The sequence below is a fragment of the Buttiauxella sp. WJP83 genome (assembly GCF_027594725.1).
Classification (GTDB): Bacteria; Pseudomonadota; Gammaproteobacteria; order Enterobacterales; family Enterobacteriaceae; genus Buttiauxella; species Buttiauxella selenatireducens.
On sequence record NZ_CP110080.1, the window covers coordinates 4580140 to 4597832 of the forward strand.

17 protein-coding genes are annotated in these 17693 nt (G+C 46.5%); 11 read left to right on the plus strand and 6 right to left on the minus strand.

What is annotated here, in order from left to right; translation table 11 throughout:
* Positions 1-51: 51 nt before the first annotated feature.
* Together grxC and OH773_RS21160 are read right to left on the minus strand one after the other, a co-directional pair.
* Positions 52-303 (minus strand): glutaredoxin 3, encoded by a 252-nt coding sequence (grxC, locus tag OH773_RS21155; RefSeq protein ID WP_124022207.1) that lies wholly within the window; start codon positions 301-303, stop codon positions 52-54.
* A 25-nt stretch (positions 304-328) separates the two neighbouring features.
* Positions 329-760 (minus strand): rhodanese-like domain-containing protein, encoded by a 432-nt coding sequence (locus tag OH773_RS21160; protein WP_270141664.1) that lies wholly within the window; start codon positions 758-760, stop codon positions 329-331.
* 245 nt (positions 761-1005) lie between these two features.
* Here OH773_RS21160 and gpmM point away from each other — a divergent pair, with 245 nt between their 5' ends.
* From gpmM to OH773_RS21175, 3 genes are read left to right on the plus strand one after another with little or no spacing between them, the layout of a single operon-like run.
* Positions 1006-2553: a 2,3-bisphosphoglycerate-independent phosphoglycerate mutase gene (gene gpmM / locus OH773_RS21165; RefSeq protein ID WP_270141666.1), complete on the plus strand. Its 1548-nt coding sequence runs from the start codon at positions 1006-1008 to the stop codon at positions 2551-2553.
* Positions 2554-2562: 9 nt separating this feature from the next.
* Complete coding sequence (envC, locus tag OH773_RS21170; RefSeq protein WP_270141668.1) at positions 2563-3846, plus strand: murein hydrolase activator EnvC; 1284 nt, start codon at positions 2563-2565, stop codon at positions 3844-3846.
* A gap of 48 nt (positions 3847-3894) precedes the next feature.
* Entirely contained in the window at positions 3895-4806 is a 912-nt protein-coding gene (locus OH773_RS21175) for a divergent polysaccharide deacetylase family protein (protein WP_270141670.1), read from the plus strand.
* Here OH773_RS21175 and OH773_RS21180 read toward each other — a convergent pair.
* Complete coding sequence (locus tag OH773_RS21180) at positions 4797-5615, minus strand: glycosyltransferase family 2 protein (protein ID WP_270141672.1); 819 nt, start codon at positions 5613-5615, stop codon at positions 4797-4799. The genes OH773_RS21175 and OH773_RS21180 overlap by 10 nt on opposite strands.
* 193 nt (positions 5616-5808) lie before the next feature.
* Here OH773_RS21180 and OH773_RS21185 point away from each other — a divergent pair, with 193 nt between their 5' ends.
* Both OH773_RS21185 and OH773_RS21190 read left to right on the plus strand, forming a co-directional pair.
* A complete protein-coding gene (locus tag OH773_RS21185) occupies positions 5809-7041 on the plus strand; it encodes a glycosyltransferase (RefSeq protein WP_270141674.1) in 1233 nt (410 codons plus the stop codon).
* A complete protein-coding gene (locus OH773_RS21190; RefSeq protein ID WP_270141676.1) occupies positions 7034-7954 on the plus strand; it encodes a hypothetical protein in 921 nt (306 codons plus the stop codon). Before OH773_RS21185 ends, OH773_RS21190 begins: the two co-directional genes overlap by 8 nt.
* A gap of 50 nt (positions 7955-8004) precedes the next feature.
* On the opposite strand, the gene tdh is transcribed toward OH773_RS21190, so the two are convergent.
* Positions 8005-9030 (minus strand): L-threonine 3-dehydrogenase, encoded by a 1026-nt coding sequence (tdh, locus tag OH773_RS21195; RefSeq protein WP_183272918.1) that lies wholly within the window; start codon positions 9028-9030, stop codon positions 8005-8007.
* Positions 9031-9040: 10 nt separating this feature from the next.
* The gene (gene kbl, locus OH773_RS21200; protein WP_270141679.1) at positions 9041-10237 is read right to left on the minus strand and encodes a glycine C-acetyltransferase; all 1197 of its coding nucleotides are present in this window, start codon (positions 10235-10237) and stop codon (positions 9041-9043) included.
* 219 nt (positions 10238-10456) lie between these two features.
* Between kbl and rfaD the strand changes: the two genes are divergently transcribed.
* From rfaD to OH773_RS21230, 6 genes are read left to right on the plus strand one after another with little or no spacing between them, the layout of a single operon-like run.
* Complete coding sequence (gene rfaD / locus OH773_RS21205; RefSeq protein ID WP_270141681.1) at positions 10457-11389, plus strand: ADP-glyceromanno-heptose 6-epimerase; 933 nt, start codon at positions 10457-10459, stop codon at positions 11387-11389.
* Between the two features lie 16 nt (positions 11390-11405).
* Entirely contained in the window at positions 11406-12455 is a 1050-nt protein-coding gene (rfaF, locus tag OH773_RS21210; protein ID WP_270141683.1) for an ADP-heptose--LPS heptosyltransferase RfaF, read from the plus strand.
* Positions 12455-13432 carry a lipopolysaccharide heptosyltransferase RfaC gene (gene rfaC / locus OH773_RS21215; RefSeq protein ID WP_270141685.1) on the plus strand — a complete coding sequence of 326 codons (978 nt, stop codon included), beginning with the start codon at positions 12455-12457 and terminating at the stop codon, positions 13430-13432. Before rfaF ends, rfaC begins: the two co-directional genes overlap by 1 nt.
* A 6-nt stretch (positions 13433-13438) precedes the next feature.
* On the plus strand, positions 13439-14530 hold the full coding sequence (locus tag OH773_RS21220) for a glycosyltransferase family 9 protein (RefSeq protein WP_270141687.1): 1092 nt from the start codon (positions 13439-13441) through the stop codon (positions 14528-14530).
* 34 nt (positions 14531-14564) lie between these two features.
* Complete coding sequence (locus OH773_RS21225) at positions 14565-15485, plus strand: glycosyltransferase family 2 protein (protein WP_270141689.1); 921 nt, start codon at positions 14565-14567, stop codon at positions 15483-15485.
* Complete coding sequence (locus OH773_RS21230) at positions 15473-16687, plus strand: O-antigen ligase family protein (protein WP_270141691.1); 1215 nt, start codon at positions 15473-15475, stop codon at positions 16685-16687. The genes OH773_RS21225 and OH773_RS21230 overlap by 13 nt, the downstream gene beginning before the upstream one ends.
* Before the next feature lie 17 nt (positions 16688-16704).
* Here OH773_RS21230 and OH773_RS21235 read toward each other — a convergent pair whose 3' ends face one another.
* On the minus strand, positions 16705-17664 hold the full coding sequence (locus OH773_RS21235) for a polysaccharide deacetylase family protein (protein ID WP_270141693.1): 960 nt from the start codon (positions 17662-17664) through the stop codon (positions 16705-16707).
* Positions 17665-17693 lie beyond the last annotated feature (29 nt).

A 17693-nucleotide genomic window follows, 5' to 3' on the forward strand; every position in this document is an offset into this window, starting at 1 on the left:
CTTAAAAAATTAATACGTCCTTAAACGGCAGTAAGCGACAAAGGAGTTGCACTAGCGAAGTAGGGGATCGAGTCCACCACGAGCATCAAGTGCATACAAGTCATCGCATCCGCCAATGTGCTGTGCGTCAATAAATATCTGCGGCACTGTGGTTCGCCCACTGCGTTTAATCATCTCTTCACGCTTAACGGCATCACCGTCAATCGCTAACTCCTGAAACGTGACCCCTTTGCTTTGCAGCAGGTCTTTTGCACGGTGGCAAAACGGACAGGTTGCTTTAGTGTAGATTTCAATATTCGCCATGGTCTTCTCCAGTGTGCGTCTCGATTTATTTACCGCGAACTAATGGCAGGTTATCCCCGCTCCAGCCAGCAATACCTTCTTTGAGCAAGGTAACTTGTTCGAAACCGGCTTTTGTCAGCAATACGGCTGAATCTTGAGAAGTCACGCCATTGCCACAAACCACGATTACAGGCTGCGCTTTATGTTTTTCCAGCTCACCGAAGTTGCCACTTTTAATATCAGCTGGCAGGACATTCAATGAGTTAGCAATATGGCCTTTGCGATAATCATCACGTGAACGCACGTCGACTACAATGGCATCTTCTTTATTGATGAGGCGGGTTGCTTCGCCACGGGTGATGACCTTCACCTTGGAGGTTAAACCTTTAAAGGTCATGAAAAGTACGGCGGCAAACAAGCCAACCCACGCCAGACTAAGTATGGGATGACGACCAATGAATTGCATAATTTCTTGCATGGGGGGGTGTAGCTCCCGACTAAGTAATATGAAAAAACCAGGTGAGGAGTATACATTTGCATTGTGCCAAATACAGCCAGTCTGCGTTAGGTTATGTTGATTCTGCGGACTGTTACGAAAAAAATTACCTTAACGACGTAAAACCGATCACAATCCAACCCGTTTCTTTGATCTTCTGCGGCTATTTACCCCGTGGCCTGTAGTAAAATTACGCAAATTTTGTCTTTGACTTAGAGGTTATCGCAATGTCAGTTACTAAAAAACCTATGGTTCTGGTGATTCTGGATGGCTATGGTCACCGTGAAGAGCAGCAGGATAACGCTATTCTGAATGCTAAAACCCCGGTTATGGATAACCTGTGGGCACAGCGTCCACATACCTTGATTAACGCTTCTGGTATGGAAGTCGGTTTGCCAGACGGCCAAATGGGTAACTCCGAAGTGGGTCACGTAAACCTTGGCGCTGGCCGCATTGTTTACCAGGATCTGACTCGTCTGGACGTGGAAATTAAAGAACGTACTTTCTTCTCCAACCCAACGCTTACCGCCGCAGTAGACAAAGCTGTTGCCGCAGGTAAAGCAGTACACATCATGGGTCTGGCATCAGCTGGCGGCGTTCACAGCCACGAAGAACACATTCTGGCGATGATTGAACTGGCTGCCGAGCGCGGTGCTGAAGCAATCTACCTGCACGCTTTCCTGGATGGTCGTGATACTCCACCTCGCAGTGCAGAGTCTTCACTGAAGAAATTTGCTGATAAATTTGCATCCCTCGGTAAAGGCCGTGTTGCCTCGCTGATTGGCCGTTACTACGCAATGGACCGCGATAATCGCTGGGACCGCGTTGAACTGGCTTATGACCTGCTGACTCAAGCAAAAGGCGAATTCCAGGCAGAAACTGCCATTGCAGGTCTGGAAGCAGCATACGCTCGTGATGAAAACGACGAATTCGTTAAACCAACCGTGATCCGCGCAGAAGGCGAAGCTGAAGCAGTCATGAACGACGGCGATGCGCTGATTTTCATGAACTTCCGCGCAGACCGTGCACGTCAAATTACTCGTACATTTGTTAACGCTGACTTCGACGGTTTTGCTCGTAAGAAAGTGGTTAACTTCGGTGATTTCGTGATGCTGACTGAATACGCAGCAGACATCAAAGCCGCATGTGCCTACCCACCAGCATCACTGACCAATACATTTGGTGAGTGGATGGCGAAGCACAATAAAACTCAGTTGCGTATCTCCGAAACTGAAAAATATGCACACGTTACTTTCTTCTACAACGGTGGCGTTGAAGAGCCGTTTGCTGGCGAAGACCGTATTCTGATCAACTCCCCGAAAGTTGCCACCTACGATCTGCAACCAGAAATGAGTTCTGTAGAACTGACCGAAAAACTGCTGGCAGCAATCAACAGCGGCAAATACGACACCATCATTTGTAACTATCCAAATGGTGACATGGTTGGGCATACCGGTGTTTACGAGGCGGCTGTGGCAGCAATCGAAGCTCTGGATAACTGCATTGCTCAGGTTGTTTCTGCCGTTGAGAACGTGGGTGGGCAGTTGCTCATTACCGCTGACCACGGTAACGCAGAGCAGATGGCAGATCCGGCAACAGGTCAGGCTCATACTGCGCACACCAGCCTGCCAGTTCCGTTGATTTATGTGGGCTCCCGTAGCGTGAAAGCAGTAGAAGGCGGCAAGCTTTCTGACATCGCTCCGACAATGTTGAACCTGATGGGTATGGATATCCCGCAAGAGATGACTGGCAAGCCGCTGTTCATCGTGGAATAATCCCTCCCCATGAGGGGAAAGGCGATTTATTCAATAAGATGGGCCGTGAAATCGAAACTGTTTTCAGTCAGGCCTATTTTCTACGCCAGCGTTCTAAGCGCTGGCGTATTGTTATGCCCTTTTACCAGTCACGCAGACGATCGCGACCACTTGAAATCTATCCAGCAGGATATTGCGACTAAAGAGCGCGCGGTACGCCAGCAGCAACAGCAACGCTCAACATTACTTGCTCAACTCCAGGCACAAGAAAAAGCCATTGCTGAAGCCAGCCGCAAGCTGCGCGACACGCAAAATACGCTTGCCGATCTCAATCGCCAAATTGCCACCATGAATGCTTCCCTCGCGAAACTGCAAAAACAGCAGGCATCGCAGGAACGTAATCTGGCCGCTCAACTCGATGCTTCATTCCGCCAGGGCCAACATACTGGTATTCAGCTGATTTTAAGCGGTGAAGAAAGCCAGCGTGGACAACGCTTGCAGGCTTACTTCGGCTACCTGAACGCCGCACGTCAAGAAACCATTGAGCAGCTAAGGCAAACTAAAGCGGAAGCGGCAGAGCAAAAAGCGGATCTGGAATCGAAGCAAACCGAGCAACAGACGTTGCTCTACGAGCAACAAGCTCAGCAAGCTAAGCTTGAAAGCGCACGCAACGAACGTAAAAAAACACTCTCTACTCTCGAATCCTCTTTGCAGCAAGATCAGCAAAAGCTGAGTGAAATGCGCCAGAACGAATCGCGTCTGCGTGATCAGCTCGCCCGTGCAGAAGCCGCAGCTCGAGCGCGTGCCGAGAAAGAAGCACGTGAAGCTGAACAGGTTCGAAACCGTCAAAAAGAAGCGACCAGCAAAGGCAGTACCTACAAACCTACAGAGAACGAACGTTCGCTGATGTCACGCACCGGCGGTCTCGGGTCACCTCGTGGGCAAGCATTCTGGCCAGTTCGCGGCTCAATCTTGCATCGCTATGGCGAACAGCTTCAGGGTGAGCTACGTTGGAAAGGGATTGTTATCGCCTCAGGTGAAGGCACAGAAGTTAAAGCCATTGCTGATGGACGCGTGATCCTTGCTGATTGGTTACAGGGTTATGGCCTGGTCGTTGTCGTTGAGCACGGTAAAGGCGATATGAGTTTGTACGGTTATAACCAGAGCGCATTGGTTAATGTTGGAACACAAGTTCGCGCCGGCCAGGCTATTGCTCTGGTAGGCAACAGTGGCGGTCAGGGCCGCCCGTCACTTTATTTCGAAATTCGTCGCCAGGGCCAGGCCGTCAATCCACAACCGTGGTTGGGAAGATAAGTTTTGCTTCAAATCCGTCGTGTGTTTTTCTCTCTCGTCAGCACACTAATGCTGACAACCCCCGTTTACGCCGGAAAACTGGCAATTGTGATAGATGATTTCGGTTATCGCCCCGCACAAGAAAATCAAGTTATCGCACTGCCTCCTAACATTTCTGTTGCCGTTCTGCCCAATGCTCCTCACGCCCGCGAAATGGCCACCAAGGCGCATAATGCCGGGCACGAAGTGCTGATTCACTTGCCAATGGCTCCCCTGAGCAAACAGCCTTTGGAAAAAGACACCCTGCGCCCGGATATGAGCAGCGGTGAGATCGAAAGAATCATCCGTGACGCAGTCAATAAAGTGCCCTTCGCAGTGGGTTTAAACAACCACATGGGGAGCGCCATGACCTCCAGCCTGTTCGGCATGCAGAAAGTGATGCAGTCACTTGGGCAATACAATCTTTATTTTCTCGACAGTATGACGATAGGAAATAGCCAGTCGATGCGGGCTGCTGCAGGTACTAGCGTCAAAGTTATCAAGCGTAAAGTCTTCCTGGACGATACACAAAACGAAGCCGATATTCGCTTCCAGTTTAATCGGGCTGTAGAGTTAGCTCGCCGAAATGGTTCCGCGATTGCCATCGGACACCCACACCCGTCGACGGTGCGCGTGCTGCAACAAATGGTCTACAACCTGCCTTCGGATATTACGTTGGTGCGCCCAAGCAGCTTACTCAACGAACCTCAGATTGATACTTCCAGACCAAATAATACGCGCCCTGTACAGCCTGTTAAACCGACTGAACAACCCAGAAATCCTTTCAGTGGCGTGAAACTTTGCAAGCCTAAGAAACCGCTGGAACCCGTGTATGCCACAACATACTTTACTGTTCTGAGCGACAGTATCAGTCAAAGCACGCTGGTGAAATATATGCAGTATCAATGGCAGGGATGGGACACAAGCAAACCTCAGTCCTGACGCGAAACACGCGCAGAGGAAGTCGTGGCTGAACTTTCTTTGCGCGCTTTCTTGTGTTCCTGCCCTTTTTTATACCAGGCTTTGAAATATTTCAGGAAACTGTAGAAAGTTGCATAAATACCTGTCACCAACCCTACTCGCCCAGTTCGCCATGCACCACTGAATAAATACCATTTAAAGAACGCCCCGATTGCGCTAAATATACCTCTGGTAAGTGAAGGAGTGATATCTTTGTTGGCAACAAGTCTTGTGGTGTAACTATTTAATTTATTAAAAACTTCATGAAGATTATAAAAAGTATCATGACGAACAAAGCCGGGTATTACTGATGAGTGAGAATACCCGGTAACCTGATCGTCCACCGGGCGATCGTTAAATTTTGCTTGCTGGCGATTAAACAGTCGGACGGGAAAATCAGGTGAGGAAACAGGATAAATTGTTCTGACTTGTTCACCCAACACGAACCAGTAGCGCGAAATTCGCCATGACTGCCCGGCCTCTGGGCTTTCGCCGGATTTCAATGCCAACAGATAACTCACCGTCTTATCATCAAGTATCTCATCACTATCCATGCAGAATACCCAATCGTGGCTGGCCAGAGTGATGGCATAATTCATTTGCTGACCATGAGTCTGGAATTTATTGTAGACCGGCTCAATACCAAACCGACGAGATATATTAATCGTTTCATCAGTACTTCCTGAGTCTGCAATAATAACTTCATCAGCGATTTTCATTAATGGCGTCAATACATCACTCAGCAAACGAGATGAATTAAAGGTCAGGAGACAAACAGTTAATTTAAACATAGCCACACATCGAAAAAAGGAAAAACTATATAATGAAAAAACCACCAACTTTAAAATAAATGATGTCCGGTTTCATATTATATATAATCATAAAACTGGAAGCAGCGCCGCATGAACAACTAAAAGCATTAGTTATCACACTTATCAGCCTTTATAATGCGGGCTGATTATTGCTACAAAGGCCTGGGCTTCAATGACGCAACAACGGCGTAAAATTCTCCTGCTGGATAACGGTAAAGAGTGGGGTGGCGGTACCAACAGCATGTTGGAACTGCTCAAACGTATTGACCGTCAGCGGTTTGATATCACGTGCTGCTTTTACTACAACTACGCACGCGGAGAAGGTGAAACCATTGAGAAGGTGCTGAATAGCATTGATATCCCTGTTATTTTCATCCCGCAGCGCAAACAGCCGGGTTGGGCAAAAGTCAGCAAAGAAGTGGCACGCGCATTTTTGTTTTTCAGCAAGGCTGGGCGCAAAAAAGTAACCGCATATATTGATGCTCAATGGCGAATCCAACCGAACGCAAAACGTATTCGCGAGATAATCCAGCGCGATAATTACGAAATTCTGTACATGAATAACCAACCTGGATCCAATTTGGAAGGTTATCTGGCGGCAGAGCCACTTGATGTTGCTGTCGTTCAACACTGCCGCATTGAGCCGGTGATGAGTCAGTCGATTTCCAGAATAGTGAACCGTGTCGGCGATGCCGTTATTGCCGTCTCCCATGGTGTTGAGCGGGTATTGCTCAATCATGGTGTGAAGAAATCACTCTGTGTTACGGTTCCAAACGCCATTGATATACACCAACCGCTGCCTTCCGGCATTGCGTTACGCCGCTCGTTGGGCATTGAAGACGGCACATTTTTGTTTGGCAGTATTGGGTCATTGATCCCACGAAAATCCTGCCATCATACACTTGAAGCTTTGCATCGTTTTCAATTGCAGCACCCCGAAGCAAAATGGAAGTTTGTCCTGGTGGGAGAAGGCGCAGATCGCGAAAAGTTAAAGCGCCAGGCAGCTGATTATGGATTCGCCGATCGCGTGATTTTTACTGGCTTTCGTAATAACCCACTGGATTATTTGGCCGCGTTTGATGCCTTCATACTTGCTTCTAAAAGTGAGGGATTGCCGCGAGTTGTCCTCGAATCCATGTTGCTCAAAACTGTCGTTATCGGTTCAAATGTGACAGGTACTGCCGAGTTAATCGACTCAGGCCGCACCGGTCTGCTCTACCCATATGGTGATACCGTTAAACTCGCTTCGCAACTTCAGCAAGTATGGCAAGATAGCGAATTACGTGATGCTTTAATTGAGCAAGCTTACGTGCGTGTGATTGATAATTATGCGATCGAGCACTATGTTGCCGGTGTCGAAGCCGTTCTTGGCGCAGTAAAACCAACCCGGAATGAAAATGTTTAAATTTCTGAATGCAAAATATCGCCATATTACGGCGCGACATAACATCCCTTATCAGGAGCCAGCAGTTGGAAGTGCTGCTGTGCCAGTAACGTCAATTGTCATTCCTTGCGCTGGCGCGGATTACATCGAAGAAGGTTTGCTTTCAGCAACGTTCGCAGCACGTTTCGCTCCTGATGTTGAGGAGATCGTGCTTGTTTCCGATCGCCCTGCCAGTGAGTTTGGCGAATTACCACCTAAAACGAGAGTCGTCACCCTTGATCTTCCTCAGCGCGAAGAAGGCTATCGTTACAAGCAAATTTATCTAAGTCGCTTAATCAAGCTGAATGCGCCTTTGCAAGCTCGTACCGACGGTATTTTGATGATCGACTCCGATCTCAATCTGCTGCAAATGCCGCGTTTTAAAATCGAAGAACATCATATTTATTCCAGTTTCCGTCAGGGGAAAATGATCGCCAAACTGGATAAAGCACCGGCCGAAAAGGTGCCTGCATATTACAAAGATACCGTTCGTCCATACATTGTCGATCACGTTAACGGGGCTTTCCTGGCCGCGTCACGAAAAACCTGGCGTCGAATCTGCCCGTTATGGCTCACGTTATTCCAGGACACCTGGGAGCTGATGGACGATAGCCAACCGCCAACAGACCAGCTACCTTTGGCTGCATTACTGGATATGCTCGATATCAAAACGGTGAATTTGGGTGACTGGATGAACTGGCCGGTATCCAAGAAAATTGGGGGAGTAGCCTCAGTTATCCCAAAACCGGTTGTAGGTGCACATGGCGGTTTCCCACTTTCAGAATGGCAAAAATATCTTGTCTCGCCGGAGAGCGAATTGCTGTTTAAAGGACAAGATTACACCCGTAAAGTGCGTTACCTGACGGATGCAGAAAAGCTTACTGCAAGCGAATAAAGATGTTAAAAAGGCCGGTTTCCCGGCCTTTTTTAATCGTCACGGCGTGATTAATCCCAGCTAAGAATCACTTTACCTGACTGCCCGGAACGCATTGCATCAAACCCTTTCTGGAAATCATCGATACCAAAACGATGAGTGATAATGGGTGACAGATCCAGGCCAGACTGAATCAATGCCGCCATTTTGTACCACGTTTCGAACATCTCACGTCCGTAAATCCCTTTGATGAACAGACCCTTGAAGATAACTTTCGTCCAATCGATAGACATATCTGATGGCGGGATCCCCAACATCGCAATACGGCCACCGTGGTTCATAGTATCGAGCATGGTACGGAACGCAGGCGGTGCGCCTGACATTTCCAGACCCACATCAAAGCCTTCGGTCATACCCAACTCTTTCATCACATCAGTCAGGTTTTCTTTGCTGACGTTAACCGCACGAGTGATACCCATTTCACGCGCCAGCTCAAGACGGTACTCGTTCACATCAGTGATGACGACGTTGCGCGCGCCCACGTGTTTAGCTACTGCCGCAGCCATGATGCCGATCGGGCCAGCACCAGACACCAGTACATCTTCGCCAACCAAATCGAATGACAGCGCGGTGTGAACAGCGTTGCCAAACGGGTCAAAGATAGAGGCTAAATCGTCGGAGATGTTGTCAGGAATTTTGAAAGCATTAAAAGCAGGCAGGACCAAATATTCTGCAAAACAGCCAGGACGGTTAACACCAACGCCAGTCGTATTGCGGCACAGATGAGTACGGCCCGCACGGCAATTACGGCAGTGGCCACAGGTAATATGGCCTTCGCCGGAAACACGATCGCCGATTTTAAACCCTTTCACTTCCTGGCCGATTCCGACCACTTCACCTACATACTCGTGGCCAACAACCATCGGAACCGGAATGGTCTTCTGAGACCATTCATCCCAGTTATAGATATGCACATCGGTCCCGCAAATCGCGGTTTTACGGATTTTGATCAGCAGATCGTTATGACCCATTTCTGGCTTGGGCGCATCCGTCATCCAGATGCCTTCTTCTGCTTTCAGTTTCGCTAATGCTTTCATGACCGCTCCCTCAGGCGATAACGCCCAACTTTTTACCGATACACGTAAATGCGTCAACCGCACGTTCAATTTGCTCTGTGGTATGTGCCGCAGACATTTGAGTACGGATACGCGCCTGACCTTTTGGTACCACCGGGAAGAAGAACCCAGTGACATAAATGCCTTCTTTTTGCAGTTCACGAGCAAAGTTCTGCGCCACAACAGCTTCACCTAACATCACAGGAATGATGGCATGATCAGCACCGGCTAAAGTAAAACCAGCCGCGGTCATTTTCTCGCGGAACAAGCTTGCATTAGCCCACAGGCGATTACGCGTTTCGGCGCCCGTTTCCAGCATTTCCAACACCTTAATCGAGGCAGAAACAATAGCGGGAGCCAAAGAGTTGGAGAAAAGATATGGGCGAGAACGCTGACGCAACCACTCGATAACTTCTTTACGACCCGCGGTGTAACCACCGGAAGCGCCCCCCAGAGCTTTACCCAACGTGCCGGTGATGATATCTACACGATCCATTACATCGCAGTATTCATGGGTACCGCGTCCGTTCTCACCCACGAAACCTACCGCGTGAGAATCATCAACCATGACCAGTGCGTCATATTGATCGGCCAGGTCGCAAACCCCATTCAGGTTGGCAATAACCCCATCCATAGAGAACACACCATCGGTGGCGATCATGATGTGGCGAGCACCTGCCGCTCGCGCTTCTTTCAGGCGAGCTTCAAGTTCTTGCATGTCGTTGTTGGCATAACGATAACGCTGAGCCTTACACAGGCGCACACCATCAATAATAGAAGCATGGTTCAACGCATCAGAAATAATCGCATCTTCTGTGCCGAGCAAGGTTTCAAACAAACCGCCGTTGGCGTCAAAGCATGAAGAGTAAAGAATCGCATCTTCCATTCCCAGGAAACGAGCAAGTTTCCCTTCTAGCTCTTTATGGCTGTCTTGCGTGCCACAAATGAAACGAACAGAAGCCATCCCAAAACCATGTTTTTCCATGCCCTGCTTTGCGGCATCGATCAGTTGTGGGTGGTTAGCAAGCCCCAGGTAGTTATTGGCGCAGAAGTTAATAACATGGCTGCCGTCAGCAACAGTAATGTCAGCCTGTTGGGCTGAAGTAATAATACGTTCTTCTTTGAACAACCCTTCCGCGCGTGCGGTTTCAAGTTGGGATGTTAACTGTTGGTAAAAATCTCCGCGCATTGCGATTCTCCAGGCATGGCTAATTTCAGAACATATTACCCAAACCTATACCAGGAGACGAGATGACGCTTCAATGAAATTGGAATTTTCAGCATAAATCACGAGGTGCTTTCCAGAATCGGGTTATTAGGAAAGACAATTCGGGTGGTGGTATGATAGGAGTCATATACGCGTGAGGTATTGGGCCTCATTGCCCCCTAATTTTTTAAGGTTACGCTTATGATCATTGTCACCGGTGGTGCCGGATTTATCGGCAGCAACATCATTAAATCACTGAATGATATCGGTCTTACGGATATCCTGGTTGTGGACAACCTGAAGGATGGCACTAAATTCGCCAACCTCGTAGATTTAAATATCGCTGATTACATGGATAAAGAAGACTTCTTAATCCAGATTATGGCCGGCGAAGAGTTTGGCGATATTGAAGCAATCTTCCATGAAGGTGCATGCTCTTCCACCACTGAGTGGGACGGTAAGTACATGATGGATAATAACTATCAGTACTCTAAAGAAGTTCTGCATTACTGCATGGAACGGGAAATTCCGTTCCTGTATGCCTCTTCAGCAGCAACCTATGGTGGCCGTAACAGCGACTTTATTGAATCTCGTGAATACGAGCAACCACTGAACGTCTACGGCTATTCAAAATTCTTGTTTGACGAATACGTTCGTCAAATCTTACCTGAAGCTAGCTCTCAGATTACGGGTTTCCGTTATTTCAACGTTTATGGGCCACGTGAAGGCCACAAAGGCAGTATGGCAAGCGTTGCATTCCATCTGAATACCCAGCTGAATAACGGCGAGAATCCGAAACTCTTTGAAGGTAGCGATAGCTTTAAACGCGACTTCATCTATGTGGGCGATGTAGCAGCTGTAAATCTGTGGTTCTGGCAAAACGGCGTATCCGGTATTTATAACTGTGGCACAGGTCGAGCAGAATCCTTCCAGGCCATTGCTGATGCAGCACTCGCATTCCATAAAAAAGGCAGCATTGAGTACATTCCATTCCCGGAAAAACTCAAAGGTCGCTATCAGGCATTTACTCAGGCCGATTTAACCAATCTGCGTGCCGCAGGTTACGACAAGCCATTTAAAACTGTTGCCGAAGGCGTAACAGAATACATGTCCTGGCTCAACCGTGACGCATAAGCAGGTAGCCTGACGCATGAAAATACTGGTGATTGGCCCGTCATGGGTGGGCGACATGATGATGTCGCAAAGTCTCTATCGCACGCTCAAAGCGCGCTATCCCCAGGCAATCATTGATGTGATGGCACCGGCATGGTGCCGTCCATTACTGTCACGTATGCCGGAAGTTAACGAAGCATTGTCGATGCCACTCGGGCATGGTGCTTTGGAAATTGGAGAACGTCGTCGCCTTGGACACGCCTTGCGTGCCAAACGTTACGATCAGGCATATGTGCTGCCCAACTCATTTAAGTCAGCACTTGTTCCGTTCTTTGCCAATATCCCGCAACGCACGGGTTGGCGTGGTGAAATGCGCTACGGGTTACTCAATGACGCGCGTGTTCTGGACAAGCAAGCCTGGCCATTAATGGTTGAGCGTTACATTGCTTTGGCTTATGACAAAGGCAAAATGCAGTCCGCTAAAGATCTTCCCCAACCGTTGCTGTGGCCACAGTTGCAGGTTAACGACGGGGAAAAAATGCAAACTTGTCAGTCTTTTAGTCTTGATGCACAACGGCCGATAATTGGTTTTTGCCCAGGCGCTGAATTCGGCCCGGCTAAACGTTGGCCGCATTATCACTATGCTACGCTTGCGGGCAAACTCATTGATGATGGCTATCAGGTCGTGTTGTTTGGTTCGGCAAAAGACAAAGAAGCGGGTAACGATATCGTCGCCGCTTTGACCACGCAACAACAGGCTCATTGCCGCAATCTGGCAGGTGACACCGCGCTTGAGCAAGCAGTTATTTTAATTGCGGCTTGCCAGGCTGTTGTGTCCAATGATTCAGGTTTGATGCACGTTGCCGCCGCGCTGAATCGTCCGCTTGTAGCATTATACGGTCCGAGCAGCCCTGACTTTACTCCACCGCTTTCACATAAGGCGCGAGTTATTCGCCTTATTAGTGGTTATCACAAAGTCCGTAAAGGTGATGCCGCAGAAGGCTATCATCAAAGCTTGATTGATATTACGCCCGAGCGCGTTATGGATGAGCTAACCGCCCTGATTTTGGCGGAGAAGGAAGCGTAATGCGGGTATTGATCGTCAAAACATCGTCAATGGGTGATGTCTTGCATACGTTGCCAGCTCTTACAGATGCGATGCAAGCTATTCCCAGCATCCGTTTCGACTGGGTTGTTGAAGAAGGTTTTGCTCAAATCCCAGGCTGGCACCCTGCAGTCGATAACGTTTTTCCAGTCGCAATTCGCCGTTGGCGTAAAAGCTGGTTTTCAGCCCCTGTAAAGGCCGAGCGTGCCGCTTTCTACAAAATACTACGCGCTGAAAATTACGACGCCGTCATTGATGCCCAAGGACTGATAAAAAGTGCCGCTCTGGTTACAAGAAAAGCCAGAGGGATAAAACACGGCATGGACTGGAACAGCGCCCGCGAACCATTGTCGAGCCTGTTCTACAACCGTCGCCACGCCATTGCGAAGCAACAACATGCGGTTGAACGCACGCGTGAGTTGTTCGCCAAAAGCCTAGGTTACCAGAAGCCTGCAGCTCAGGGCGATTACGCTATCGCGCAGCACTTCCTGACTACAGCCTCCTCCGATACGGGGAATTATTTCATTTTCCTGCATGCAACAACTCGCGACGAAAAGCACTGGCCGGAATCACACTGGCGAAATCTTATTCAATTAATGCATGATGCGGGATTACATATTAAACTCCCGTGGGGTGCGGAACACGAGCACAAACGAGCAATCCGTTTGGCTTCCGGATTTGATAATGTTGAGGTGTTGCCGCGCTTGTCGCTTGAACAAGTAGCCAAACAGCTTGCAGGAGCCAGGGCTGTAGTTTCAGTCGACACTGGACTGAGCCACCTGACTGCTGCACTTAATCGGCCGAACATAACATTATATGGCCCTACCGATCCGGGTTTGATTGGTGGTTACGGCGAGAATCAGCACGAACTACGAGGCGCAGAGAAAAGCATGGCTAACATTACCGCTGCAGATACGTTTACCGCACTCCAGAAAATTAGTCACATAGCAGCAGAATAACGATTAATGAGCTATCTATTCCTTTTTGTCATCTTTCTCCCGTTCAAGTTATTCGGAAAACTGTTTTATAAAAAAACAGGTCGAAACTTGATGATTCAAACGGCAAAAATAGGTGATTTCGTCAATGTCACGCCTTTGCTCAGCCATCTGAAGCACAGTGATGTGTTAATCAGTAAAACAGTTCTTCCGTTGGCTAAATATGATGAAACCATCGACACTATTTTTCTTATCGAAGAACATAAAAAGAGCCTGTGGCGTAAGTTTCGTCTGGCATTCACTCTGTTGAATTGCTACGAAAACGTCTATTTGTTACAACCTAACAGCACTAATCTGTTCTTTGCTGCGGTTTGCAATGCAGCGAACAAGCAATTCCTCTCGACTTACACTCGCCGTTGGTATCACACTTTTTTTTACCTGACAGCGAACGGCATTGTTGAACATCGCAAAGAACAGCTAACTGTAGACGATTACCTTAAGCTTGCAGATCGCAGCCTAACCTGGCGTGATGTTCCTAAGCATGCCACTCTCCCGTTAAGAAAACCTACGACCTATCCACTATCACTGGATAAACAAAACGTAACCAAAATAGGTCTGAGTATTTCTGCAGGAAACAAATCAAAAACCATTCCATCAGCAATCTGGAAGAAAATTTTTAGTGCGTTAGAGGGATTAAATTGTACTTATTTTGTTTTTGGCCCTAAAAGTGAACAAGTATGGTTAGATGATCTACACCGCGAAGTCGGAATGCGGGAAGATATTGTGAGTCTGGTGGGTGAACTTCCTTTAGAAGATGTGCCTTTTGCCATCAGCAAAATGGATTTCTATATTGCCTCAGATTCCGGGAACGTATATATCGCCGATGCAGTAGGCGTCCCCATTGTTCTCATTTACGGTCCATGCTGCATTGCAGAACAAAGGCCGTTGGGGAACGTGTTGTTGCTTGGAAGCAAAGAATATGAAAAATCATATATCTTCGAAGCACCTTATTATTTTGACCGGACAAGAGAAGAGATGTTTGCATTGAGTGATAACGATCTCAATGCTATCCGTGATTTCATCCACCAAAATCTACAACACAATGACATCATCAAAAATTAAATCAATTCTGTGTTGTGCTTTTAAAGAGTAAGTTATGGCAGATAAACCACTTCTAAGCATCATCATTGCTGCACATAATTGTGAAGAAACGATTGATGCTACGTTTCAAAGCTTGCTCGACGCTCTAGGCTCGGAGATTAATGAGTCTGAAATCATCATTATCAATGATAGCTCTGTAGATTCTACACACGAAAAAATAAAAATCATTGCCCAGCAATGTGCGCAAGTAGAGATTTCCACAGTAAATTATAAAAATGTAGGATTAGTTCGTCAGCATGGAATTTCCTTATCTCATGGGGAATACATCACAATGCTGGACAGTGATGACATAGTAAAATCAGGAAGTTTTCCTTCGATTCTTTCTTTTCTTCGAAAAAACCAGCCTGACATGTTGCTAACACGACTGCATGAAATTCGTGATCTCACAAAAATAGATCATCAATGGTCAGGCCTAAACCCTGAAAAAATATCTCAGGATGAAGCAATCACCCGCTTCTTAATCCATAAAGATCTACAAGCCCACCTGATTGGTCAGTTTATTAAGCGTTCAATTTATCTCAACAATGAAATTCCCGGCATGACATGTTATGAGGATTTCTATGTATTTCCTCGAATGTTAATGAATGCAGTTAATATCTACTTTCAGTTTGACAGCCATTATTACTATATTAAAAGACAAGGCAGTCTATCTTCAGCTCTAGATCCAGTTAAAATAAACAACCTGCTAACCTGCACATTGAAAATGGAAAATGATCTGCCCGATAGATTCCACCACCTAATATTATGCCACTGGCTAGACATTTACCTTAAATACAATAATTTTTTGCAGGACGCAGAGCATAAAAGCATCGTTAAAAAACATGTTTTGCAGTCACATTCTTTAGGTTTTTTTATTAACCGCCATGTTCGATTAAGTTATAAGAGAAAAGCTTTGAGTACATTATGGAAAAATTAAAATCTCGTCTCTATGTTACGGCATTTGTTTTTGCAGCTCTTTCAATCGCATTCACTTTACTGAGCAATGGAAGACAAAAAGACTTTTATTATATTGCTGTATATTTAAGCATTGCTGGTATGATGATTGAATGGAAGAGTCTTTCATTTAAGAAATTCAATATCGCGTATCCGATAATATTACTCGGTGTCATAAAATTGATATGGTTTCTTTGGCTAGGTCGCGATGCAAGCGGCTATAATACCTATAGTGACCAACTTGGAGCTGGAAAAAAGTTGCTACTGGGTGGGGTCATGGTCTTTTACATAACACATTTCAAACACTACCTCAGAGCATTAAACTATAAGAATGTCATGCTTGCCATAATCGGTATTGCGTTTATATTAGCCTCTTCTTATGCCTTTTGGCAGTCTTTCCATGGTATGGTCCGTGTTGAAATGGCAATTAATCGAGCAACAATTTCAGCATATATTTACTCGACGTTGAGCATGATTTTTATTTATTTTCTGTACCTTCAAAAAAAACCAACATACTATGTTATCGCGGCATTATCTATTTTAACCTCGTTTGTGGTGATTATTTTAACAGGCACTCGAGCCGCAATTATTTTTCATTTACTCATTATCGCAGTGATGACAACGTATTACTTCAAAAAAATCCATCTTAAATCAATGCTGATCGTTTTGATTGTTGCAATATTGGCTATTTTCTTTTTGTATAAAAATTATATTTATCCAAAAATTGAGCAAACCTATGATGAAGTCAGTCTCTATCAGGAGGGGAAAGACAACACCTCACTTGGTGCTCGCTTCTCTATGTGGACCGTGGGAATAAATAACTTTGTCAATGCCCCATTTGGGCAATCAATGCAATCACGGTATAGTTACTCAGATCAATTCACTACTCAGAATCCACAATATAAAAGTGCAATGGAATTCATCTCAGTCCATCTACATGATGAGATGATTGAAACATTGTCCTTACAAGGGATATTTGGTGGTCTGGCATTATTATGGTTATACATGAGTCTATGCTGGGTGGCTTTACGTGAGCGGAATACTCCATTATTGTTTGCAATGAATGGGTTGATTGTCTATGGCTTAAGTGATGTATTACTTTTAAGTTCAGAGGCGATATTGTTTTACGTTGCTGTAATTGGTGTATGTGGGATTAGTTTCCCACTCAAACAAAAAGAAGTGTAGTAAGAAAAGCCGGGCTCTTACCCGGCTCTTTTATAATCATAATACTCTGCCAGCGTCATTCCCCTGGTCCGCTCTGCGAGCCAGGAGAATAATATCTCAAGGTCCTGATAAAGCCTCTCAATATCCGCTTCATCTTTGAATGTGGGACTACCACCCGGCATAAACTCTGATGAATGAAGCATAAACTCAACGTAATCATTACCTTGAGATAATGTTTTTTCAGCTACCGCTATCATTTGTGCAGCATTACCGCCTGACGGGCGCAACCAATTAACCGAAGGGCTACGATATTTACCTCTCAGCCGATCATAACTTTGTTTAAAACTATTCATCAAAGCACTGTGCTTATACTGAATACTCATCGGAACCTCGAGAAATGATGAATTTCCTGTCTGATGAATATTATCCAGATCCATAAAATAAGCCTGACTTGGAAAATGTTGATAATCCGTTCCGCCAGAGCCCGAAGGGGATCCTTTCGCATTTCGCCAGTTAACCCTCGGCGTCACTGAGCAATCGACTTTATAACCCAACTCCACCAGTAACCTGGCGTAGCGGCTATCAAATGCCCAACGTCCTGCACGGTGGCTGATCATTTTTGTGCCGAATGTTTCTTCCAGCAATGTGGTCATATAAACCACTTTCTCTCGCATGATCTCATCACTGTACTCAATGAGATAGGGCTGCCAACGCCAATCATCGCCGGTTAAATCGTGTTCTGGTGGGCTATTCCAGGCGTGCAAGTGCATGCCTACTTCACCCTGGCCACGCGCAATCACATCCTTAGCAAACTCGATAAAAACCGGATCTACAGCCATCTCATAGTTCGTTAGCCAAACCGGTTTGAACCCGTACTTTTCGCATAAAGACTGAAAACGAGGCAGAAAACGCGCATTTTCAGTTTTAATTTGTCGGTGGTTTTGCCAGAGATTATCGCCTTCGGTATCAATGGTGATGATAAATGCAGGTTTGGTCATTTCCGTCTCTGAGATAAAGATGTTCACAT

What these genes read in the sequence shown, in the direction of transcription:
- rfaC (WP_270141685.1), top strand. Translation starts at nt 12,455, where the DNA reads ATGCGGGTATTGATCGTCAAAACATCGTCAATGGGTGATGTCTTGCAT.
- grxC (WP_124022207.1), bottom strand. Translation starts at nt 303, where the DNA reads ATGGCGAATATTGAAATCTACACTAAAGCAACCTGTCCGTTTTGCCAC.
- kbl (WP_270141679.1), bottom strand. Translation starts at nt 10,237, where the DNA reads ATGCGCGGAGATTTTTACCAACAGTTAACATCCCAACTTGAAACCGCA.
- envC (WP_270141668.1), top strand. Translation starts at nt 2,563, where the DNA reads ATGAGGGGAAAGGCGATTTATTCAATAAGATGGGCCGTGAAATCGAAA.
- OH773_RS21185 (WP_270141674.1), top strand. Translation starts at nt 5,809, where the DNA reads ATGACGCAACAACGGCGTAAAATTCTCCTGCTGGATAACGGTAAAGAG.
- OH773_RS21160 (WP_270141664.1), bottom strand. Translation starts at nt 760, where the DNA reads ATGCAAGAAATTATGCAATTCATTGGTCGTCATCCCATACTTAGTCTG.
- OH773_RS21190 (WP_270141676.1), top strand. Translation starts at nt 7,034, where the DNA reads ATGTTTAAATTTCTGAATGCAAAATATCGCCATATTACGGCGCGACAT.
- OH773_RS21225 (WP_270141689.1), top strand. Translation starts at nt 14,565, where the DNA reads ATGGCAGATAAACCACTTCTAAGCATCATCATTGCTGCACATAATTGT.
- OH773_RS21175 (WP_270141670.1), top strand. Translation starts at nt 3,895, where the DNA reads ATGCTGACAACCCCCGTTTACGCCGGAAAACTGGCAATTGTGATAGAT.
- OH773_RS21220 (WP_270141687.1), top strand. Translation starts at nt 13,439, where the DNA reads ATGAGCTATCTATTCCTTTTTGTCATCTTTCTCCCGTTCAAGTTATTC.
- rfaF (WP_270141683.1), top strand. Translation starts at nt 11,406, where the DNA reads ATGAAAATACTGGTGATTGGCCCGTCATGGGTGGGCGACATGATGATG.
- rfaD (WP_270141681.1), top strand. Translation starts at nt 10,457, where the DNA reads ATGATCATTGTCACCGGTGGTGCCGGATTTATCGGCAGCAACATCATT.
- OH773_RS21235 (WP_270141693.1), bottom strand. Translation starts at nt 17,664, where the DNA reads ATGACCAAACCTGCATTTATCATCACCATTGATACCGAAGGCGATAAT.
- OH773_RS21180 (WP_270141672.1), bottom strand. Translation starts at nt 5,615, where the DNA reads ATGTTTAAATTAACTGTTTGTCTCCTGACCTTTAATTCATCTCGTTTG.
- gpmM (WP_270141666.1), top strand. Translation starts at nt 1,006, where the DNA reads ATGTCAGTTACTAAAAAACCTATGGTTCTGGTGATTCTGGATGGCTAT.
- tdh (WP_183272918.1), bottom strand. Translation starts at nt 9,030, where the DNA reads ATGAAAGCATTAGCGAAACTGAAAGCAGAAGAAGGCATCTGGATGACG.
- OH773_RS21230 (WP_270141691.1), top strand. Translation starts at nt 15,473, where the DNA reads ATGGAAAAATTAAAATCTCGTCTCTATGTTACGGCATTTGTTTTTGCA.